The organism is Proteus myxofaciens ATCC 19692, assembly GCF_001654855.1.
In the GTDB taxonomy this organism is placed as follows: Bacteria; Pseudomonadota; Gammaproteobacteria; order Enterobacterales; family Enterobacteriaceae; genus Proteus; species Proteus myxofaciens.
This window is the reverse complement of the sequence record NZ_LXEN01000098.1, coordinates 1-22,874: the sequence shown is the minus strand read 5'-3', so window position 1 is coordinate 22,874 and position 22,874 is coordinate 1. Positions and strand designations below refer to the sequence as shown.

Annotated in this window: 16 protein-coding genes and 1 pseudogene; 5 read left to right on the top strand and 12 right to left on the bottom strand. The window is 37.2% G+C overall.

Annotation, left to right across the window (positions count from 1 at the left end; all coding sequences use genetic code 11):
- Positions 1–10 precede the first annotated feature (10 nt).
- The 3 genes from M983_RS10535 to fdhF form a co-directional block, all read right to left on the bottom strand.
- Positions 11–1,372, bottom strand: coding sequence for a 6-phospho-alpha-glucosidase (locus M983_RS10535; RefSeq protein WP_066750149.1), 1,362 nt, complete (start codon positions 1,370–1,372; stop codon positions 11–13).
- 14 nt (positions 1,373–1,386) lie between these two features.
- Entirely contained in the window at positions 1,387–2,961 is a 1,575-nt protein-coding gene (locus M983_RS10530; protein ID WP_066750147.1) for a PTS transporter subunit EIIC, read from the bottom strand.
- 299 nt (positions 2,962–3,260) lie between these two features.
- On the bottom strand, positions 3,261–5,405 hold the full coding sequence (gene fdhF, locus M983_RS10525) for a formate dehydrogenase subunit alpha (protein ID WP_083954587.1): 2,145 nt from the start codon (positions 5,403–5,405) through the stop codon (positions 3,261–3,263).
- Positions 5,406–5,796: 391 nt separating this feature from the next.
- On the opposite strand from fdhF, the gene eptB reads away from it, so the two are divergent.
- On the top strand, positions 5,797–7,491 hold the full coding sequence (gene eptB, locus M983_RS10515) for a kdo(2)-lipid A phosphoethanolamine 7''-transferase (protein WP_066750142.1): 1,695 nt from the start codon (positions 5,797–5,799) through the stop codon (positions 7,489–7,491).
- Between the two features lie 80 nt (positions 7,492–7,571).
- Here eptB and M983_RS10510 read toward each other — a convergent pair whose 3' ends face one another.
- The 7 genes from M983_RS10510 to M983_RS10480 all read right to left on the bottom strand — a co-directional run bounded on the left by M983_RS10510 (position 7,572) and on the right by M983_RS10480 (position 17,527).
- Positions 7,572–8,153, bottom strand: a complete 582-nt coding sequence (locus M983_RS10510) for a tetratricopeptide repeat protein (protein WP_167348682.1) — start codon at positions 8,151–8,153, stop codon at positions 7,572–7,574.
- Positions 8,150–9,256: a hypothetical protein gene (locus M983_RS10505; protein ID WP_066750138.1), complete on the bottom strand. Its 1,107-nt coding sequence runs from the start codon at positions 9,254–9,256 to the stop codon at positions 8,150–8,152. The genes M983_RS10510 and M983_RS10505 overlap by 4 nt, the downstream gene beginning before the upstream one ends.
- A 104-nt stretch (positions 9,257–9,360) precedes the next feature.
- A complete protein-coding gene (gene narI / locus M983_RS10500) occupies positions 9,361–10,038 on the bottom strand; it encodes a respiratory nitrate reductase subunit gamma (protein WP_066750136.1) in 678 nt (225 codons plus the stop codon).
- The gene (gene narJ, locus M983_RS10495) at positions 10,035–10,760 is read right to left on the bottom strand and encodes a nitrate reductase molybdenum cofactor assembly chaperone (RefSeq protein WP_066750134.1); all 726 of its coding nucleotides are present in this window, start codon (positions 10,758–10,760) and stop codon (positions 10,035–10,037) included. The genes narI and narJ overlap by 4 nt, the downstream gene beginning before the upstream one ends.
- Positions 10,760–12,313: a nitrate reductase subunit beta gene (narH, locus tag M983_RS10490; RefSeq protein ID WP_066750131.1), complete on the bottom strand. Its 1,554-nt coding sequence runs from the start codon at positions 12,311–12,313 to the stop codon at positions 10,760–10,762. The genes narJ and narH overlap by 1 nt, the downstream gene beginning before the upstream one ends.
- Positions 12,313–16,074 (bottom strand): nitrate reductase subunit alpha, encoded by a 3,762-nt coding sequence (locus M983_RS10485; RefSeq protein ID WP_066750129.1) that lies wholly within the window; start codon positions 16,072–16,074, stop codon positions 12,313–12,315. The genes narH and M983_RS10485 overlap by 1 nt, the downstream gene beginning before the upstream one ends.
- Positions 16,075–16,132: 58 nt before the next feature.
- Complete coding sequence (locus M983_RS10480) at positions 16,133–17,527, bottom strand: NarK family nitrate/nitrite MFS transporter (protein ID WP_066750128.1); 1,395 nt, start codon at positions 17,525–17,527, stop codon at positions 16,133–16,135.
- A gap of 296 nt (positions 17,528–17,823) precedes the next feature.
- On the opposite strand from M983_RS10480, the gene narX reads away from it, so the two are divergent.
- Both narX and narL read left to right on the top strand, forming a co-directional pair.
- The gene (gene narX, locus M983_RS10475; RefSeq protein ID WP_066750126.1) at positions 17,824–19,653 is read left to right on the top strand and encodes a nitrate/nitrite two-component system sensor histidine kinase NarX; all 1,830 of its coding nucleotides are present in this window, start codon (positions 17,824–17,826) and stop codon (positions 19,651–19,653) included.
- A gap of 1 nt (position 19,654) precedes the next feature.
- A complete protein-coding gene (gene narL, locus M983_RS10470) occupies positions 19,655–20,308 on the top strand; it encodes a two-component system response regulator NarL (RefSeq protein ID WP_425415195.1) in 654 nt (217 codons plus the stop codon).
- On the opposite strand, the gene M983_RS10465 is transcribed toward narL, so the two are convergent.
- Positions 20,305–21,207, bottom strand: coding sequence for a LysR family transcriptional regulator (locus tag M983_RS10465; protein WP_066750122.1), 903 nt, complete (start codon positions 21,205–21,207; stop codon positions 20,305–20,307). The two genes, narL and M983_RS10465, sit on opposite strands and share 4 nt — an antisense overlap.
- A gap of 109 nt (positions 21,208–21,316) precedes the next feature.
- Here M983_RS10465 and M983_RS10460 point away from each other — a divergent pair, with 109 nt between their 5' ends.
- Entirely contained in the window at positions 21,317–21,757 is a 441-nt protein-coding gene (locus tag M983_RS10460; RefSeq protein ID WP_066750120.1) for a PACE efflux transporter, read from the top strand.
- 77 nt (positions 21,758–21,834) lie between these two features.
- On the opposite strand, the gene M983_RS10455 is transcribed toward M983_RS10460, so the two are convergent.
- Positions 21,835–22,314, bottom strand: coding sequence for an acyl-CoA carboxylase biotin carboxyl carrier protein subunit (locus M983_RS10455; RefSeq protein WP_066750118.1), 480 nt, complete (start codon positions 22,312–22,314; stop codon positions 21,835–21,837).
- A 163-nt stretch (positions 22,315–22,477) separates the two neighbouring features.
- Between M983_RS10455 and M983_RS18070 the strand changes: the two are divergent.
- A pseudogene (locus M983_RS18070) lies at positions 22,478–22,666 on the top strand (GntR family transcriptional regulator); the annotation flags it as partial.
- Positions 22,667–22,874: the final 208 nt, after the last annotated feature.

The window sequence follows — 22,874 nt, the reverse complement described above, 5'->3', positions numbered from 1 at the left end:
AGTATTGATATTACACGCGTTTACCTTTGATATACGCTTTATGTAATTGTGGCCAATATTCGCGATTTGCTTCAATCATATCATCGAGGATTTTTTTAGCATGAATAACACTTGGCACTGTTTTATTTAATGTAAAAGCCTCTAGTGCTTTTTCATAGTTACCTTCAAGTGTTGCTTCCACCAGCAATTGTTCTGAGGCAAGTTGTTGCTCTAATAAAGTACGATAGAAACGAGGAATATCACCAACACGTATAGGTTCAGGACCATGTTCTGTAATGTATGCGGGTACCTCTACCATAGCATCATAAGGTAAGCCGGCAATAGCACCTTTATTTTCAACAATGACTAAGTGACGTTGACGTAAATTGAATGCTAAAGAGCACGCTACATCAACAATAAATGCACCATGCACGCCAACGTGAAACGCATCAGGCAAAATACCTGTTTCTTTATATTCACGAGCAGCTTCAAATAAACGTTTTTCACGGCCATCCATCACTTCATTAGCGCGTGTATAATTCGGATCTTGATGCTCTACGATATAATTTGGCATTAAATAGTATTGTAAATATGGATTTGGGATGTATTCAGGGAAAGCATCCATTAAAGGCTGGATATGACGCCATGTTTTCACCCATGATGGATCTGAATGCTGAGGATCAGTCTGTGCAGCATCTTCCGTTAAAAGCCCAAATTTTGCGATATGTTCACGTAATTGAGGAAGTTTTTCTTCACCTTTAACACGAACAGACGTAAACCAACCAAAGTGGTTTAATCCAAAGTAATCAACATCAAGATCATGACGATCGGCATTTAAGATTGCTGCCATATTACGCATAGCCGCAACTGGCATATCACAGATATTTAATACACGTGCATGAGGACGTAAACGGCGTACACCTTCAGCCACTATCGCAGCTGGATTAGAATAGTTCACTATCCATGCTTTAGGAGAAGCATACTTTTCAACAAGATCGATTAACTCAACCATAGGTAAAATAGTACGTAGACCATAAGCCAATCCACCAGGACCACACGTTTCTTGTCCTACAACACCATGACGTAATGGGATCTTTTCATCTTGCTCGCGCATTTTATACTGGCCTACTCGCATTTGAGCAAATACAAAATGTGCACCTTCAAAAGCAGTTTGTGCATCTATTGTTACTGTAAATTTAATTGTCTCGCTATGATCTCTAATGACTTTTTCAACTACAGGTGCAATCGTTTCTTGGCGCTCTTTATCAATATCATAAAGACGGATTTCACTTAGTGGGAAGTCTGCTAATCGAACCATTAAGCTTTTAACAATACCTGGGGTATAAGTACTTCCGCCGCCTGCAATACTTAAGATAAAGGGTGACTTATTCATATCTCTTTCTCCTATCAAAGTGCGGCTTCGACCGCTTCACGCATTTTTTTGACATGTAATCCATAAACAACCTGAACATTATTACCATGGCGAACAACACCTTTAGCTCCGGTTTCCTTCAGCTTATCTTCATGAATTTCATCAACATTTTTAACTATTACTCGTAAACGGGTATAACAATTGTCTACCGTTTCAATATTTTCACGACCACCTAATCCTTCGATAATCTCTTCACCTAATGCATTTATTGTGTGTTCTGTTACTGTATTTGTTTGTTGAGTCGTCTTCTGTTGGAAATCATTTTTGCTATATAAGCGCGTTTCTTCGTCGTCATCTTCACGACCTGGTGTTTTCAAATCGAGTTTTAAAATCAGAGTGCGGAAAATGACAAAATAAAGGACTGACATAATCAAACCCACCACGATATACATTGGCCAATTCGATTTTTCAGTTCCTAATGGCAAGTTATATAAAATAAAATCAATAACACCATTAGCGCCTATGGCATGAACACCTAAAAGATAAAACAGCATCATGCCAATTCCGGTTAATACGGCATGAACCACAAATAAGATTGGTGCAACAAAGAGAAATGAAAATTCTAGAGGTTCGGTAACACCTAATAAAAAAGAAGTCACCGCAGCAGGTATTAAAATTGCTTTCGCCATCTGCTTTTTCTCTTTTTTCGCTACAGTGATCATGGCTGCTGCTGCCGCAGTTAAACCAAACATTTTGGCAATACCTCGTGCATCCCAAATAACAGTATGACTAAGCTGTTTTACTTCAGGACATGCCATTTCAGCAAAATAGATATTTCTAGCACCTTGATAAGTCGTGCCACAGACATCAGCAACACCACCTAATTCTGTGTATAAAAATGGGGTATAGACTAAATGGTGTAATCCAGTAGGGATGAGTATTCGTTCTAAAAAGCCATAAATAAGTGCACCAAATGCACCTGAATCATGAATAATAAGCGCCATTTTGGTGATACCGGCTTGAGCAAAAGGCCAGATTTCACACATCAAAACACCAAGGGCAATAGTAAATGGAATAGTAATAATAGCGACAAAACAATGACCAGAATAAATTGCCATTACACCATTAAATTGACGGCTTGAATGGCGGTTATACAACCATCCTGATATTGCACCTGTCAAAATACCGGCAAAAACACCCATTTCCAGCACTTGCACACCAAGTACCATACCTTGGCCTGCGGCTCTCATTTCATCAGCACTAACCAGTTTTCCCTGTAGTGTTAGCGTAATATTCATCGCATTGATAAAAATAACAAAGGTCACAAGGCCAATGAGTCCTGCATAACCTTTGTCTTTTTTCGCCAAACCAATTGGAATACCTACTGCAAAAATCAGTGCTAAATTCACTAAAATTGCAACAGATGATTTTGCCAGTAATTGTCCAATGCTTTGAATTATCGGGTGTTGTAAAAACGGAACATATTCCGCAAGATTGCCATTCCCAAATACGTTACCTAGTGCGATATACAAACCAACTATCGGCAGTATCAGCACAGGACCATATAAGGATTTTCCAAACGCTTGTAGGGCATTAATGAGTTTTTTCATATTTATCTCGTTGTTGTTTTCTTACACTCATTTCCATGACAGCATCCTGCGCTGCCTTTAACTAAAAAGCAATTTATCCGCTTGATTTAGAAACGAATTACCACAAAAGTAACATGTTACTTTTTTTCCTGTGAGCCAACGCAAGCTTGATATTTCATCAATATAGAGAAGGGATAATGAATGGAATAGAAAATAAACTGAGAAAATAAGAAATAAGTGAAAATAAAAAAGCTGAGATTACTGATATATTCATCAATAAACCCAGCTCTATTTATTATGATAAAATATGAGTACTGTAATTAACCTTCAGCAGCTTCTCTTAAACGTCGTTTAATATTGCTATATTCAGTTTTCACATAGTGTTCAGCTTGAGCTTGAGCTTTAATTGATTCAACACAAACAGCACAATATTTATACTCAGGCGTTTTGGTAATTGGGCTTAAGTTTTCAGCAACCAATTCATTACAAGCACCAATCCACCATTGATATGTCATATAGACAGCACCTTTATTAGGACGATCACTCACACCTGCACGCGTAATGACTTTACCTTGACGAGAACGTATCCACACCAGTTCTTGATCTTTTATACCTAACTGTTTCGCATCTTGAGTATTAAGTTGCACATAACCCGGTTCATCTGCTAATGCCGCTAATGCTTTACAGTTACCTGTCATTGAACGACAAGAATAGTGCCCAACTTCACGCACTGTAGCCAATACCATTGGAAATTCATCAGATAGCTTATCAATAGGAGGCGCCCAATCACAGGTAAAGAACTGCCCTTTACCATTAGGCGTATCAAAATGCCCACCATCATAAAGATATTGTGTTCCTGGGCTATCTTCTGTTGGACAAGGCCATTGAATATAAGCTAAATCCGCCATTTTTTCGTAGGTTGCACCATAGTAAATTGGACATAATTCACGTAACTCATCCCAAATTTCTTTGGTATTGTTATAGTGCATTGGATAGCCCATTGCGGTTGCCATTAAACTGATAATTTGCCAATCAGTTTTAACATCACCGACAGGCTCAACCGCTTTATAGAAACGTTGGAATCCTCTATCGGCTGATGTATAGACACCTTCATGCTCACCCCAAGAAGTCGCAGGTAAAACAACATCTGCAATAGATGCAGTTTTAGTCATAAAGATATCTTGTACTATCAATAAGTCGAGTTTTTCAAATGTTCTACGAATTGTGGCAAGATCCGGCTCAGTTTGTAGTGGATCTTCACCCATAATATAGTGGGCTTTTAATAAACCATGGTCGATATTATGAGGGACTTCACTTAATGCGTAACCCACTTCATCAGGCATAGATTCAATGCCCCATGCTTTAGCAAATTTTTCGCGTGCTTTAGCATCATCCACATACTGATAGCCTGGTAACGTATTAGGCAACGCGCCCATATCACAGGCACCTTGAACATTATTTTGACCACGAACAGGCCCAACACCAACGTATTTTTTACCAAAATTCCCGGTTAATAAGGCAAGACTTGTCAAAGAACGAACAGTTTCAACACCTTGATAGAATTGAGTAACACCCATACCCCATAGGATTGTTGCCGTTTTAGCTTTCGCATACATACGCGCTGCTTCACGGATAATTTGTGCACTTAACCCTGTAATTTCTTCAACAGATTCTGGTGTATAGCTTTCGACTAATTGGCAATACTCCTCGAATTGTTCAGTGTGATTTTCAATAAAAGATTGATCGTATAATTTTTCTTTGATTATCACATGAGCAAGCGCATTTAATAATGCAATGTTAGATCCATTTTTTAAGCCCAAATGCAAATCTGCTAAACGGGCAGTTTCGATATAACGTGGATCACAAACAATTATTTTAGCACCCTTTTCTTTTGCCTTTACAATACGGCGAGCAACAATAGGATGCGAGTCTGCGGCATTATAGCCGAAGACAAATATACATTGGGTATCCTCAATCTCAACGATTGAGTTGCTCATAGCACCATTACCGACCGAACGCTGCAGACCTGCAACCGAAGGGCCGTGTCAGACACGAGCACAGCAATCTATATTATTATTACCAATGACAGCACGAGCGAATTTCTGCATAACAAAGTTAGCTTCGTTACCCGGTCCTCGCGATGAGCCTGTTGTCATGATTGATTTAGGGCCATATTTTTCTTTAATCGCGAGTAGTTTACTCGTTGCAAACTCTATCGCTTCTTCCCAAGAGACAGACTCTAATTTTCCGCCTCTTTCACGACGGATCATCGGTGTTTTAAGACGTGGAGTCAGTATCTTAGTATCATGAATAAAATCCCATCCATAATAGCCTTTAAGACACAACTCACCTTGGTTTGTTAAACCATTAGCACCTTCAGCGCCAATAATTTTACCGTTTTCCACCTTCAGATAGATTTTGCATCCTGAGGCGCAATACGGACAGACCGTGATGACTTTTTTCATCAACATTGCTCCTGTATTCATCAACTTTCAGGCTTACACCTGACCTTCTCTTGTATCTATATGCAGAGAATGTGCCAAATAAGATTTTATTTTTAAGAAAATATAATCTGATGAAAAATAAAGGAAATAAAACTAAAAGAGAAAATAAATAATATAAAAAAAAGATATAAAATATATTTTCGACACTAATGACGATATTGATGACGATAAATAAAATAATTAATATTGAAATAAGTAATTTCATCTATTGATAAATAATAATTTTTTATAAACTAGAAATTAAATTTATTTTTATAAATATATCAATAAAAAAAAGAACATAATACTGAACCTGATAGTTTCTTTGGGGTCATAAAGTCCTCTACACCATAAATATTGATAACAATTTCATATGCAAAAATTAAAGTTTTTAAGATTTACAAAGGAAAACGTTGCTCTATTTTTAGCGGTATATATCGGTTTTTTTCTAAACTTATCTGTATATATTAGTCGTTATGGTACACAGCATACACAAAGCATCCTCCTTGATACTTTATATGTCTTGGGTGAGATCGTAGTAAATATTGCCTTTACCTTTTTTCTATTACGATTACTCTCTTTTTTCGGTACTTTATTTTTTAAAATAATCGCCTCGTTTATTCTTATCGTTAGCGTTTGCGCGAGCTATTACATCTCATTTTTTGATGTTGTCATTGGTTACGGCATAATAATCTCAACACTCACAACAACGGATCTCGATTTATCACAAGAATTGATTAGTTCTAATGTTATCTTGTGGATTGTGGGTTTATCTGTTTTACCACTCACTCTGATTTGGTTATGTAAACAACCAGAGAAAAATTTAACGTTAAAACAAAAAAGAAAAATATGGCTGAAAAATACAGCTAAAATGTTCATCATCGCACTCGCCGTTTTTGCTTACTTAAAAACGTTAGATTCAAAACAAAAAGCCTATGAGATCCATAATAATCTTGATTTACCAAGTTATAGTGGGGGCTTAAGTTACGCTTATTTACCAACCAATTGGATTATTCCGCTCTTTCAATATGGCATAACACAATATGATGATAAGTTTAATAGCCCATTATTATTTGATCCCGCAGAACACTTTACTTATCAACCATCAAAAGCAAATGATGATACTTATGTCGTGTTTATAATTGGCGAAACGGCAAGATGGGATCATATGGGCTTATTTGGTTATGAAAGACAAACTAACCCGTTATTATCTCAAGAAAAAAATCTGGTTGCGTTTAAAGGTATTTCTTGTGATACCGCCACTAAACTTTCATTGAAATGTATGTTTGTACGTGAAAATGGAACAGAAAAGAATGCGCAAAGAACACTAAAAGAAAACAATATCTTCTCAATACTTAATCATTTAGGTATGTCATCTGAGCTTTTTTCAATGCAAAGTGAACTCTGGTTTTATAATCAGCTAGATTTAGATAACTATGCAATGAAAGAAATGATGACGGCCAAGAGCAGTAATTTCGGTAAAGAATTAGATGATACGTTGCTTATCTCTGAGGTAAAAAATTCTGTTGCACATCATCCTAAAGGAAATCATTTAGTGATTTTGCATACTAAAGGCTCGCACTTTATGTATTCGCAACGCTATCCTCAATCATTTAGAAAATATCAACCTGAATGTTTAAATGTGGATGATGATTGCACAAAACAACAACTGATTAATGCTTACGATAATTCTATTCTTTATACCGATTACTTTATTGATGGTGTTATCGATACATTACGTGATAAAAAAGCGATTGTTTTTTATACCTCAGATCATGGTGAATCTATTTCAGAAAAAGGTGGCTTACATGGCACTCCAAAAGAAATCGCACCACCAGAACAATTTAAAGTCCCTTTTGTTGTATGGATGTCTGATAGTTATTTAGCAGAACCCGATAATAAAGCCTTATTTGATAATCTAAAACATAATGAAGAAAGTGGCCGAGTTTTCTATCACCATAATATCTTTGATTCTTTATTAGGATGTTTAGGTTATACATCGCCCGATGGCGGTATTAATAACAAAAATAATCTTTGTTTTGGTGAATCACCATCAACTCAAAATTAAATTTTTGCAATAGCAAATAGACAAAACCCCATGCTCAATATCAAGCATGGGGTTTTTATATCATAAGTCTATATATCGTTTTATTTTTTTCTTTTTAAATCTTTCATTTTTAGCTTTACAACCCCATCCCAGTTATCAATATAATATTGACATTCATAGCACCCTAATTCGGCTGCCTTCTTATAATAAAATTTCGCTTTTTCAAAATCTAACGGTACATCACGCCCTAAAAAATACTCCGTACCTACTGCTTGATAACCGCCATAATAACCTGCATCACCTGCTTGATGAAATAATGCCATTGCCTTTTTAATATTATTATTTTTATCATACATATAACCCAAATTTACTGCTGATGGCCCCATATAATCATCTTGTCTATCAATAGAGCGTTGATAATATTTTTCAGCTTCTGCACTATTTCCACTTTGCTGATAAATAACTGAAACCATCCAATTCGCCTCACTATTACCATTATCAGCAAGTTTTATTAAATTATAAAATTCATCTTTTGTATTTGGCATTTTTATGCTGGACGATGCTAGAAAATCGGGAGTATGAGAATAAACTTTATCAGGAACAAGAATATCAGCCATTATTTTACTACTTAAAATAAATGGAATGATAAGTAACAAAATTCGAATAAATTTATATTTTATCACCATAAGTCACCATTATTAAATAAAGCATTATTTTGTTGGGAAAAAGAAGTATGAGTATTAAATACAATATCTGAAATCTCAGTATGAGATCCATTTTTCCATATAACTGAGCTTGTTAATAAATTTTTATTACCATTTTCATCTATACTACCGTTTTTTTTGTAATTTAAATTTATTGATTCTATACCTGAATATTCTATATTAATCATCTCACCAACATCTGTTATTCCATCAATATTTTTATCTATCCATAGATTTAAAGAAACCCAGATTAAATCATTATTATCAATTATATTATCTTGATTATTATCATACTGATATAATGCATCAAATCCGTGTTTTGCATAGTCTCCTAATATATCAGTGGTATTATTACCAAACATTTCATTGCCATTATCTATAATACCATTTCTATTTTTATCAAATACAAGAAATGCACTATTACTATCTATCCAACCCGTTGACTCTTTTACTCCATCATTATTATGATCGAAATGAATATTATCATCATCAGGTAATGTCAAAATACCATCACCAGTCAATGCAATCACTAACGGTGTTTCAGTTTCTTTCTGTTCATCAACATACTCTTCCATTTTTTCAATAATTTCATCAGGAGTATCGCCAATTAATTGCAAAATATAATCTGGATTGTGTTCTCCATTCTCAGTTAGCGCTAATATATAGTTCACAAAATCAATACAATTATTATTAAATAGATTATAGCTACTCTCAAAATGCGTATAGTCACCCGACTTCATTTTTGGTATTGCATTATTAATTCTCCCAATAATTTCATTGGTATATAAGGGTAATGTAACGCTTGTCACTTTGTTGGGATCATATCCCTCAGAATCATGAAAGGTTAAATTATCTAAACCACCTTCTATTTTAGACTCTCCCATTCCCCAACCAATGGATTCTCCTTTAAACTCAATCCAAGCATGCCCAAACTTTGATTTTGTTGATTGGTTATTTATATCTGTATATATAGTATGTGATGGTACTATCTTTATAGTAATTGTTTCTCTAATTGTATAGTTTTTCCCTTTTATTTCATTTCGCTCTATAAGACCAAAATTCTTTCCTACATTATCACTCATAGCATAACGTTCCTTGTAACAAGATATAAAAAAACCCCCGCGGGCGGGGGTGAGATAAGCGCAGTTAAAAAGTCTCAAATCAACTCTGGGAAAAAATAATCCTATTAGTGTCGATTACGAACAATTTGGTAACGACGAGTTAAATACTCAATCGGTACACTCCAAATATGCACTAATCGGCAGAATGGGAACAATAAGAAAAGCGTCATCCCTAAGAAAATATGAAGTTTAAATACTAAGGCTACACCTTCTAAATGAGCTGAAGCACCACCATGGAATGTGACAATAGATTGTGCCCATGCCACCAGCTTCATCATTTCACTGCCATCCATATGACCTAGCGAGAATGGAATAGTCAGCAGACCTAACGCCACTTGAATAACAAGTAACGTTAAAATCATAATATCGCCGAAAGAAGACGTTGCTCTCACCCGTGGATTGGTTAAACGACGTTTGAGTAGCATAACGCCACCAATAAGCATTAACACACCACAACTACCACCACCAATCATCGCCATTAACTGTTTATATTCAATGGGTAGAAATGACTCATACATCCAATGCGGTGTCAGCATTCCTAAAAAGTGACCAATAAAAATACCGATAATGCCGATATGGAAAAGGTTAGATGCCAATCGCATATTTTTTTTGTCTAGCATTTGGCTAGAGCCTGCTCGCCATGTGTATTGACCATAGTCATAACGTAGCCAGCTACCAATAAGAAATACAGCACCAGCGATATAGGGGTAAATATCAAAAAGTAATATATTAATATAATTCATTTTTGTGCTCCCATTTCTGATGAAGACCCAAAGTTAAGGTATTGTGTAGCCGTTTCTTGAGCAAAACGACGCTGATGTTGGCCGACATCACTACTCCCACACTGAGCACCTTCACCCAAAAATGTGACTTGCTCTTCTTCCCATACTGCATCTAATGCAGCTGGTGTATCATCTCGTGGTTCATTTTCGACTTGTGTTGCCAATTGAGATGCTTCTAGCCCACTTTCAGATAAGCAAAGGAGAACATCAAAAAGAGCATGATAATCACTTCCTCTTTGTTTTAAACGCTCACTTAATAAAGCCAAAATAGGGGCAATATTATTTAATCCTTCAATGCTCTCTTTTGGTGATAACAAAGTTAAATATTCAAGATAAGTGGGTAAGTAATCTGGTAATTCACGGCTACTTAAGGTGATCCCCGCTTGCTGATATTGATTTAAGAGATCGACCATAGCCTGACCTCTATCTCGCGATTCACCATGAACATGCTCAAATAACAGAAGTGATCTCGCTCTTCCTCTATCAAACAGCTCGCTATAATGAGATTGCGCATCCAATAATGTTGATTGCATTAATGAACGCGTAAAAGCCATTAATTTAGCAACTTGAGTAACAGGAAGCTCATCCGCTTCCTGTAATGCATCAATGATTTCATCACGATGTGCCCACAACTCTTCTGTGGGATAATCTAAGAGATGAGAAATCACTTTAAGAGAAATCATTATATTTTCTCCTCTGAGCGACGTTGATCTTGAGGTGTTTTCGCAGTGATATCAATCGCATCAATACGATGGCTGTTAAATAGATTAAATTTACTATCACTACCATGGCAACCATCACCAAAACTAAATCCACAGCCATTACGTTCTGGGAATGCTTCTCTCGCTAACTCGCGATGACTTGATGGAATTACAAAGCGATCTTCATAGTTGGCGATAGCAAGATAACGATACATCTCTTGTGCTTGAGCTTCTGTTAGTCCAACTTGCTCTAATGCACTAAGATCAACTTTGCCTTCTACTGTTTCAGCACGTTTGTAATGACGCATTGCTAACATACGTTTTAATGCTAATAGTACTGGAGCAGTATCCCCTGCGGTCAATAGATTGGCTAAATACTGAACAGGAATACGTAGGCTTTCTACATCAGGTAATACGCCTGTATGTGGTAATACTCCCGCATCTGCTGCTGACTGAATAGGTGACAATGGTGGCACATACCACACCATAGGTAAGGTGCGATATTCAGGGTGCAGTGGTAATGCAAGTTTCCAATCAACCGCCATTTTATAGACAGGTGAGCGCTGAGCAGCATCAATAACACTTAATGGAATACCTTGCTCTTCAGCGGCAGCAATAACTTCTGGATCAAAGGGATCAAGAAAGATATCTAACTGACTTTGATATAAATCTTTTTCGTTATCAGCACTGGCTGCTTGTGAGATTTTATCTGCGTCATACAGCATCACACCTAAGTAACGAATACGACCTACACAAGTTTCTGAGCACAGCGTCGGTTGACCTGCTTCAATACGTGGATAGCAGAAAATACATTTTTCTGATTTGCCACTTTTCCAATTAAAGTAGATTTTTTTATATGGACAACCCGTTAAACACATGCGCCAACCACGACATTTATCCTGATCGATAAGCACAATACCGTCTTCAGCACGTTTATAAATGGCACCACTAGGGCATGTCGCAACACATGCAGGATTTAAACAATGCTCACATAAACGAGGCAAATACATCATGAATGTATTTTCAAACTGTCCATACATTTCTTTTTGCATATTGGCAAAGTTTTTATCAGCAGCACGTTTGCTAAATTCACCACCTAAATCGTCTTCCCAATTAGGGCCTCTTTCGATTTTAGTCATGCGTTGCCCTGTGATTAAAGAACGAGGGCGAGCTGTCGGTAATGAGCCTTCTGGTGCATTTTTTAAATGCTCATAGTCATAATCAAATGGCTCATAATAATCGTCTAGTGCAGGTACATCTGGATTAGCAAAAATCTTAGATAATAGTCCAACACGGTTACCCATTCTTGGGACTAATTTACCTTTGATATTCTTTATCCAGCCACCTTTCCATTTTTCTTGGTCTTCCCAATTTTGGGGATAACCTGTTCCTGGTTTAGTTTCAACATTATTAAACCAAGCGTATTCAACACCTTCGCGGCTAGTCCATACATTTTTACAGGTGACAGAACAGGTATGGCAACCGATACATTTGTCGAGATTTAATACCATGCCGACTTGTGAACGAATTTTCATTATGCCTTCTCCTGTCCATTCAGGGTCTGTTGATATGCATCACCTTCACCATCAAGCCAATCAATCTGTTTCATTTTACGTACCACAACGAACTCATCACGATTAGAACCCACAGTGCCATAGTAGTTAAAGCTATAGGATAGTTGCGCATATCCGCCAATCATATGGGTTGGTTTAGGGCAAACACGTGTGACGGAGTTATGAATACCACCTCGCATCCCCGTTATTTCTGAGCCGGGTAGATTTATTTGTCGCTCTTGAGCGTGATACATATAAATCATACCGTCAGGAATACGCTGACTCACAATTGCTCTCGCTGTTAATGCGCCATTGCTGTTATAAGCTTCAACCCAATCGTTATCTTGAATACCCATTTCTTTAGCATCATCTTCACTTAGCCATACCACTGGACCACCACGACCAAGTGTTAGCATTAATAAGTTATCGCTATAAGTTGAGTGAATTCCCCATTTTTGATGAGGTGTCAGGAAGTTCAGGGCTTTTTCAGGGAAACCATTCGGTTTTTTGCCTTTTACTGAATCAATAGCTCGTGTATCAATAGGTGGGCGATAAACGACTAAACTTTCGCCATAAGCACGCATCCACTCATGATCTTGATATAGCTGTTGGCGACCACTTAATGTACGCCATGGGATCATTTCATGAACGTTGGTATAACACGCGTTATAAGAGACATGTTCATCTTCTAACCCTGACCATGTTGGGCTTGAGATAATTTTACGGGGTTGTGCAACGATATCGCGAAAACGTATTTTTTCATCTTCTTTCGCAGTTGCTAAATGGGTATGATCACGGCCTGTAACTTTACTTAATGCATCCCACGCTTTTACTGCAACTTGCCCATTCGTTTCTGGTGCTAAAGAAAGAATAACTTCAGCAGCATCTATAGCGGTTTCTATAACAGGACGGTCTTTAGCAACACCATCATGGCGAACACGATTGAGTTTTTTTAAGAAATCGACTTCGTCTTGTGTATTCCAGCTAATACCTTTACCACCATTGCCTAACTTATCTAACAAAGGTCCTAATGAAGTGAAACGGGCATAAGTATTTGGGTAATCACGCTCTACAGGTACAAGATGTGGTGCTGTTTTACCAGGAATAAGATCACATTCACCTTTTTTCCAATCTTTCACATCAAAAGGCTGCGCCATTTCAGCAGCTGAATCATGTTGAATAGGTAACGTCACTAAATCTGTTTCAACACCTAGATGACCAACACAAAGTTTAGAGAAGTTTTTTGCTATACCTTTGTAAATTTCCCAGTCTGTTTTTGATTCCCAAGCAGGGTCAACAGCAGCCGTTAATGGATGAATAAATGGATGCATATCCGATGTATTCATATCATCTTTTTCATACCAAGTCGCAGTAGGTAAAACAATATCAGAGAATAAACAAGTGCTAGACATACGAAAATCTAATGTCACCACTAAATCAACCTTGCCCTCACCACCTTTATCTTGCCATTCTACTTCTTGTGGTTTTACTTGGCCTTGTTCGCCTAAATCTTTACCTTGTAACCCATTTTCTGTACCCAGCAAGTACTTCAGTAAATATTCATGACCTTTACCTGCTGAACCTAATAAGTTAGAACGCCAAATGAATAAATTACGAGGGAAGTTTTGTGGATCATCAGGTTGTTCTGATGCAAAACGGATTTCACCGGATTTCAATGCGTTTACGGTATAATCAGCAGGTGTAACACCCGCTTTTTGTGCTTTTTTCGCGATAGAAAGTGGATTGAGATTAAGTTGTGGAGCAGAAGGCAACCACCCCATGCGCTCTGAACGCACATTCATATCAACCAAACTCCCCGTAAAGCGAGATTTATCCGCTAAAGGTGATAATAATTCTGTAGGCGAAACAGTTTCATAGCGCCACTGACTTGAGTGATTATAGAAAAATGAGGTGCTATTCATATGGCGAGGAGGACGTTGCCAGTCAAGCCCAAAGGCTAATGGTAACCAACCAGTTTGTGGACGTAGCTTTTCTTGTCCAACATAGTGTGCCCAACCACCACCACTTTGACCAACACAACCACAGAAAATCAGCATATTGATAATGCCACGATAAGTCATATCCATGTGATACCAGTGGTTAATACCTGCACCCACGATAACCATAGAACGACCATGAGTTTTTTCTGCATTATCGGCAAACTCACGAGCAATACGGATAATATCTTGGCGATTTACACCAGTGACTTTTTCAGCCCAAGCCGGTGAATACGCTTTAATCTCATCATAGTTTGATGCGCAATTTTCATCATTTAAACTGCGATCAACACCATAGTTTGCTAACAATAAATCATAAACAGTTGTGACATATTTCTCTTCGCCATTCGCTAGCGTAATGCGCTTAACAGGGAGTTTATGTACAAGGACATCATTTAGCGCAACACCTTCAAAGTATTCGCTTTTAATACCACCGAAATAAGGAAATGCGACATCAACAACATCATCATGGTTGTCTAATAAACCAAGCTGTAATGTGACATTTTCACCGCTTTTGCCATCTTTTGGCTCAAGATTCCATTTAGCCGCACCTTCCCATCTAAAGCCCATTGAGCCTTGAGGAGCAACTAATTGCTGGGTTTGTTCACCAATTGCAATAGTTTTCCATTCTGGGTTTTTCTCTTGTTCAAGATTATTAACCAGATCAGAAGCACGTAACATACGACCTGCGACTAAATTACCTGAATCATGCTTATCTAACATGACCAACATAGGCATATCGGTGTAAGTACGCACATAGTTACTGAAATATTCAGCTTGGCGTTTTACGTGGAACTCGTTAAGAATAACGTGTCCCATCGCCATCGCCATTGCGCTATCAGTACCTTGTTTAGGGTTTAACCATTGGTCACATAATTTTGCAATTTCAGCGTAGTCAGGCGTAACTGCGACGGTTTTTGTGCCTTTATAGCGAACTTCTGTGAAGAAATGTGCATCAGGTGTACGTGTTTGAGGAACGTTAGAACCCCAGGCAATAAGGTAAGACGAGTTATACCAGTCAGCAGATTCAGGAACGTCTGTTTGCTCACCCCATGTCATTGGTGATGCTGGTGGTAAATCGCAATACCAATCGTAGAAACTTAAGCATGCGCCACCAATCAGCGATAAGTAACGAGCTCCCGCAGCATATGACACCATTGACATGGCAGGGATTGGTGAAAAGCCAATAATACGATCAGGACCAAATTCTTTAGCTGTAACAATATTCGCGGCTGCAATTAATTCATTAACTTCAGACCATGATGAACGAACAAAACCGCCACGACCACGAGCTTGCTTATAACTTTTTGTTTTTTCGGGTGAACGAATAATCGAAGCCCATGCATCAACAGGATCGCTATATTCTGCTTTTGCTTCACGCCATAATTTGATTAAACGCTTACGTACCATAGGATATTTGACACGATTAGCGCTGTATAAATACCACGAATAACTTGCACCACGAGGGCACCCACGAGGTTCATGATCGGGTAAATCAGGGCGAGTACGAGGATAATCCGTTTGCTGGGTTTCCCAAGTCACTAAGCCATTTTTGACATAGATTTTCCAGCTACATGAGCCAGTACAGTTAACACCATGAGTAGAGCGAACAATTTTGTCATGTTGCCAACGGCTACGATAACCGTCTTCCCAATCACGATTAACATTGAGTTCTTGGCCATGATCTTTTGAAAAGGTATCACCAAGTTGTTTAAAATAGCGGAATCTATCGAGAAATTTACTCATTAGATGATCTCCCAACGCGCAGTAGCGCTCTCACATTGCATAAAAATATAATTTGTCATTATTGTTTGTTTTGTTTACGTCCATAGACCAACCAAGTGATCAGAACGCAGGCGACATAAAAGAGAACAAAGATTTTCATTGCTCCTGCAGGTGACCCAGTCATCGCGAGTGATGTACCAAAGGCTTTTGGGATAAAAAATCCACCAATAGCACCAATAGCAGAGATAAAGCCAAGGGCAGCGGCGCTTTCTGTTACCGCTTCTTTTTGAGCATCTTCATTACTTGCACCTTGTGCTTTCATACGATCAATAGTGACTTTTCTAAAGACCACCGCAATCATTTGGAATGTTGAACCACTTCCTAAACCGGCAGTTAAAAACAGCACCATAAATACGCCGTAAAAAGCAATAAATGAGCCACCAGCACCCTGTTCTGGCAAAGTTAAGAATAAAAGTGCAGAGAAAATAGCCATAATGATGAAGTTAATCAGCGTGACGCGAATACCACCGAATTTATCGGATAATGCACCACCAACAGGACGCGCTAAGGCACCTAAGAAAGGACCAAAGAAGGCATAGTGCAAAATAACAATATCTGGAAACTGTGTTTTAGAAAGCATGGCAAAACCAGCAGAGAAGCCGATAAATGAACCAAAAGAACACAGGTAAAGAATACTAAGTAACCAAAGGTGACCACGTTTAAGAACGGGAAGTTGCTGGCGTAAAGAAGCTTTATTTGCAGCTAAGTCATTCATACCAAACCAAGCAGCAAAAGTGAAAATAATTAAAAAGGGTACCCAAATCCAAGCCGCATTTTCTAGCCATAAGTGAGAGCCATCAGCTTGCTCAACACCAGGGCCACTAAACATAGTGAAGACACCAATACCGATAACAAAGGGGGCAATTAATTGCATCACACTGACACCCAAGTTACCCAATCCACCATTAAGGCCTAGCGCACCACCTTGACGAGCTTTAGGAAAGAAAAAGCTAATATTAGCCATACTAGATGCAAAGTTTGCACCAGCAAAACCACACAGAAGTGAAATAATAATGAAAGTGGAATAAGTCGTTGTAGTATCTTGCACCGCAAATCCTAGCCATAAGCAAGGAATGATAAGAAAGATTGTGCTGATTGCAGTCCAACGACGACCGCCGAAAATAGGGATAACAAATGAATAAGGAACACGTAAAATCGCGCCAGAAACAGAAGGTAGCGCGGTCAACATAAAGAGTTGATCTGTGGTAAAGTTAAAGCCAACTTTATTCAAATTGACAGCAACTGCGCTAAAAAGCATCCAAACGCAAAAAGATAAAAGTAAACAAGGAATAGAAATCCATAAATTACGTGATGCGACTTTTTGCCCTGTTTTTTCCCAAAAAGCTTTATCTTCAGGATGCCAATCTTCGATAACACCTTTTTTGGTTTTTTCTTGGTGTTGAGTGAGTGCCATAACAACCTCGGTTAACGGTTAAATTGACACCTTTTTACGATTAGATTTATTTACTCGTCATGATCTGAATCAAGCAAACATTTGTTTGATTTTTGAACTAAAGCTTGGGTTTATACTTAAGTATTAAGAGTAGTACTATTACTTAATGATTATAAATCAAAGAATTAATCAAATAACCTTATAGTTTATAGATGAAATAATTAATGATAGATATTTAGGAGTAATACTTTAGTAGTATATGACATTGAGGGTGTTTTTAAGGCAAGATAGTGTAAAGTAATACTGAGAAAAAAGTCATGACAACTAATCAAGTTCGTTGGAACTACCGTTTTTCTATAATCAACCAAATCGCCATTCTAATGTTGCTTTTTACGCTATTAGGCGTGGTTGGCATGGCTATTTCTAATCATATTATCTTAAGTGTTCAAGGTAATGCACATGCAATAAATAAGTCTGGTTCCTTGCGAATGCAGAGTTATCGCTTATTGGCATCCTTTCCTAACGATGAGTATAGCTTAAAATATATTAATGAGTTAGAAAATGATTTAAAAAGTGATGAATTACTTCAGGTAATCAGTACGCCTTCACTCAAAAATCAATATGAAAAACTCAATAAATACTGGCAACAAATATTAAAACCGACATTAATTAAGGCTAAATCATCTCAGGATGCACAGCAGGAAGTTGTTAATTTTGTTTCTCAACTTGATGAATTAGTACTAGGTATTGATCAACTCACTGAACAAAAAATACGCCTTGTTGCTTATACTCAATTTACATTTACCGCACTCACCTTTTTATTACTTTTTGGATCTGTTTGGCATTTTCGCAGGCGCTTATTGCATCCTTGGCAACAATTGATGAAAATGGCTAATTCGATTGGTCATGGTAATTTTTCAACACGCTTTGAACATCATATCCATCACGACGAAATCTCTACATTAGGCATTGCTTTCAATACTATGTCTGAAGAACTTTCAACCCTTTATAGTGAATTAGAAAAAAGAGTTGTTGAAAAAACACAGGATTTGCAACAAAAAAACCAAGTACTTTCTTATCTTTACCATTCAAGTCAACAGTTGCATTCACAAGCACCGCTTTGCTCACGCTTAAGACAAATTTTATTAGAACTTCAACACATTATTCCTAGTGCTTATTTACAAATACGTCTATATGAAGATAACCACCACACTCTATTTAATGAGATAAGTTTAGATCCACAATCACGTCCTAACTATTGTCCTGATAAGCAATGTGAGCGCTGTGATGATCATTTATTTATAAAGCCTTCTTTAAGTAATACGTTATTACATTGGGAACTCAGTGATAATCTTCATCGTTATGGGCTATTTGTAATGCAACTGCCTGATGGTGTTACACTCACTGACGAACAAAATAACCTTATGTTATTATTAACAAAACAAATTTCAGCAATGTTAGCAATGGAACAACAAAACGAACAACAACAACAGCTATTACTTATGGATGAGCGTTCTGCGATTGCTCGTGAGCTTCATGATTCTATTGCACAATCACTTTCATGTTTAAAAATGCAAGTCAGTTATTTACAGATTCAATCTGAAACATTGCCTGATAACTGCCAAAAATTATTAAAAGAGATGCGGCAAGAACTTAATGTCGCCTATCGCCAATTAAGAGAATTATTAACGACGTTTCGTTTAAAACTTACGGAACCTGGATTATTGGCTGCATTAGAAAGTACTTTATCTGAATTTAATCAACGTTTAGGCTTTACGATTAATTTTGATTATCAGCTACCAGCAAAATGCGTTAACTCACATCAAAGTATTCATGTTGTACAAATTGTTCGTGAAGCGCTTAATAATATTTTACAACATGCAAATGCGAACTGGGCTGAAGTCTTTTTAGCGCTTGATGATGGTAAGATTGAATTAAAAATTAGTGATAATGGCGAAGGAATTGGCCCTAATCCCGAAAAATTAAATCATTATGGATTAATTATTATGCGTGAACGCGCAAATAGCCTTAATGGCTCTTATACTATTAGTGTTCGTGAACAGGGCGGAACACAAGTTATTGTTAAATTTCCATTAATTACTACACATAAAGATCCTGTCGAAAATGGAGTAAGTCGTAATGAATAATATGGGATCAATCGCGGAAAAAGCGACAATTTTATTAATTGATGATCACCCAATGTTGCGCAATGGTGTAAAGCAACTTCTTAGCTTAGATACTACATTAACCGTTGTCGGTGAAGCGGGTGACGGAATTGAAGGGATAAAATTAGCGGAAGAACTCGATCCTGATTTAATTTTACTTGATCTCAATATGCCAGGAATGAATGGTTTTGAGACACTCGATCAATTACGTTTAAAATCCTTATCAGGAAGGATCGTCGTGTTTAGTGTATCAAACTATAGCGATGATTTAGTCACAGCATTAAAACGTGGTGCAGATGGTTACCTTTTAAAAGATATGGAGCCAGAAGATTTACTTGCAGCACTAAAACAAGCAGCAGCAGGTAAAATGGTGGTAAGCCCAACCTTAACACCTATTTTGGCTGAATCATTACGTGAAGATAGATCTGATAATGATCGAGATATTGAACAACTTACACCTCGTGAACGCGATATCTTAAAACTGATAGCTCAAGGGTTATCGAATAAAATGATCGCGCGTAAGCTTGATATCACAGAAAGCACAGTTAAAGTTCATGTAAAACATTTACTGAAAAAAATGAAGCTAAAATCACGTGTGGAAGTGGCAGTTTGGGTACATCAACAACGCGTTGATTAGTCAAAATTAGGTACAATGGGCTGATGAATATTCATCAGCTCAACTAATTCTTTTGCCCCTTTTTGTAATGATTCCTCTTTTAACCACATAGCATGTATCGGTAAACGCAATTCATTTTTCGTATTTTTAAATTCAAGTCGTTTTAATTTGCCTTTTTGAAGCTGATTATAAATCAATGAATAAGGTAGATTTCCCCATCCCATGCCTGCTTCAACCATGCCTAATGCCATTTGAAAACTATCGGTTTGCCAATAATTTGTTGCAACTAAAGAACGCACGTCTCGTAATTTTTTTGTTGGGCTAGCAATCATTATTTGACGAATATTCACTAAATCTTCAATAAATACACCCGCTGGATGCGCTAATGCAATATGGCTTGCTGAAATCGTTGCCACTAACGATTCTGAGCCTAAATACTGAAATTGCTCATCGCCATTAACATATAACCCACCATAGACAAGGCTAAGCTGAATTTTATGAGAATGTAGCATTTCGATAATATCGTCTTGTGCTGCCGTTATAATGTTCACATTCAACAAAGGATAACGCTGAGTAAGCTCAGATAACGCAGGTAATAAATAATCAGGATTAATATCAGCAGCCACACCAATATTTAATATACTTTCTAGATCCATCGATAATTCTTGCGCATGAACCTGTAAAAGCTTTAATTGTTCAGCAATCATTCTTGCATGAGGTTCAAGTGCTTTCGCTTTTTCAGTCGGCTTAGGCTCTCGAGATGAACGCTCAAAAAGAGCATAGCCTAATTCTGCTTCCATATTTCCAATCGCCATACTCACGGCTGATGGCACTCTATTTAGTGAACGAGCTGCAGCAGAGAAAGAGCCTTTATCCATCACTGCTAAAAATAACGCAATATGTTCGCTTGAAAACTGCATATTCACTCCTGATATTTCAGTTAAATTGATACTAGCTGACTTTCTCTGTCATTTTGATTGATTTATCTTACGATGCTTAATCATTCTTATCCACAGAAAAGAGAAATAGATGCAAGGTATTAAACGCAAGATAGTCTATGTGACGGCTTATGAAATAATTGGTTGGATTATTTCTTCAGTGGGATTAGCGTTACTCTCAAATAATTCAACCACAGTAACGGGTCCTTTAGCATTAATGATTACAACGATCGCCGTTAGCTGGAATTTTATTTATAACTGTTTATTTGAGTTTTGGGAAAGTCGCCAAACTTCAAGAGTACGCACTTTTAGACGCCGATTAATTCATGCTATTGGGTTTCAGCTGACGCTTGTATTGTTTCTTATTCCATTGATTGCATGGTGGTTAAATGTTTCGTTATGGCAGGCATTGGTGATGGATTTTGCCTTAATTATCATTATTCCTTGTTATACTTTTGTATATAACTGGGTATTTGACAAAGTGTTTGGTTTACCGAAGTCCGCTTTACCTGAAGGCTCGCCTAGCGCTTAATATGTCAAAAAATAAAAAGCGATCTTATATAGACCGCTTTTTATTTATAAATAGAACAATAGATATTTTGGCTTCAGCTAATTAATTTCAGCTAAGACCGATTCTGCTGAAAAATATTCACCTGTTTTAGCTTTTTGCTGTAACACTCCATAACGAGAAGCAATAACCTGAACTTCCATTTTTATTGCTTCCATTATAGCTATCACATCGCCTTCACTAACGTTATCGCCGTCAGATAATACCCAGCTATGTAATACCTCTGAGATTGGTGCTGTAACCGCTTTTAAGTTTTCTTCTAGTTCATTATTTGCATTAATAGCACTTGGGATTACTGCCGAAAGTGAGAGTAAGTGGGCTGGTAATGCGAGTTCATGACGACGACCGTCAATTTCAATAAAAGTACGAACTAAATCTTCATTTTTTGATGATTTACTACGAGGCAAATCACTATTTATTGCGTTAAAATCAGTTTCTATCCAACGAGTATGTACTTTAAAATTTTCTGTAAAATCAGCATCTTTCATCATTTCTTGATGAAAAGGTAATACACTAGCCACCCCTTCAATCTATAATAGATTGTTGAACCATTAATAATAGATGGATAAATAAGCCAATAGATTTAAATATGAGGTATCAAAAGTGCAAACAAGCTCGCGAATTTAACATTTTATTGACATTTAGATAGAATAGAATTTTATATTAATCCTGTAGTGAAAGATAATGCAGGTAAAACCATCACCACAAATTCTTTCTCAAAAAATTTCAGATATTATTCGACAAAAAATTACTATTGGAGAATTATCTCCTGGTGAAAAACTTTCTGAAACAGCATTAAGCGATTCATTAGCTATCTCTCGCGATACATTAAGAGAAGTATTTCATCTTCTTACACAAGAGGGACTTTTGACTCGAACGATCCACAACTTCTACATGCACCTTATATTGAAAAAAATGAACAAATAGTGCAGTTGCTTATAGAAGAAAAAGTAGAAGAAGTAGTAATTGTGATGGAAGGCTACTTAGATGTATCAGAACGTACTGTTTTAGCCGCTTTTACTCGCCATAATTTTTGTTAGCTTAATTTTTAGAAGCTATAAACGCAAAAAAGCCAACCCAT

Excerpts from the sequence above, each read along its gene's own strand:
- M983_RS10535 (WP_066750149.1), bottom strand. The coding sequence starts at position 1,372 with ATGAATAAGTCACCCTTTATCTTAAGTATTGCAGGCGGCGGAAGTACT.
- M983_RS10530 (WP_066750147.1), bottom strand. The coding sequence starts at position 2,961 with ATGAAAAAACTCATTAATGCCCTACAAGCGTTTGGAAAATCCTTATAT.
- eptB (WP_066750142.1), top strand. The coding sequence starts at position 5,797 with ATGCAAAAATTAAAGTTTTTAAGATTTACAAAGGAAAACGTTGCTCTA.
- M983_RS10505 (WP_066750138.1), bottom strand. The coding sequence starts at position 9,256 with ATGAGTGATAATGTAGGAAAGAATTTTGGTCTTATAGAGCGAAATGAA.
- narI (WP_066750136.1), bottom strand. The coding sequence starts at position 10,038 with ATGAATTATATTAATATATTACTTTTTGATATTTACCCCTATATCGCT.
- narJ (WP_066750134.1), bottom strand. The coding sequence starts at position 10,760 with ATGATTTCTCTTAAAGTGATTTCTCATCTCTTAGATTATCCCACAGAA.
- narH (WP_066750131.1), bottom strand. The coding sequence starts at position 12,313 with ATGAAAATTCGTTCACAAGTCGGCATGGTATTAAATCTCGACAAATGT.
- M983_RS10485 (WP_066750129.1), bottom strand. The coding sequence starts at position 16,074 with ATGAGTAAATTTCTCGATAGATTCCGCTATTTTAAACAACTTGGTGAT.
- M983_RS10480 (WP_066750128.1), bottom strand. The coding sequence starts at position 17,527 with ATGGCACTCACTCAACACCAAGAAAAAACCAAAAAAGGTGTTATCGAA.
- narX (WP_066750126.1), top strand. The coding sequence starts at position 17,824 with ATGACAACTAATCAAGTTCGTTGGAACTACCGTTTTTCTATAATCAAC.
- narL (WP_425415195.1), top strand. The coding sequence starts at position 19,655 with ATGGGATCAATCGCGGAAAAAGCGACAATTTTATTAATTGATGATCAC.
- M983_RS10465 (WP_066750122.1), bottom strand. The coding sequence starts at position 21,207 with ATGCAGTTTTCAAGCGAACATATTGCGTTATTTTTAGCAGTGATGGAT.
- M983_RS10460 (WP_066750120.1), top strand. The coding sequence starts at position 21,317 with ATGCAAGGTATTAAACGCAAGATAGTCTATGTGACGGCTTATGAAATA.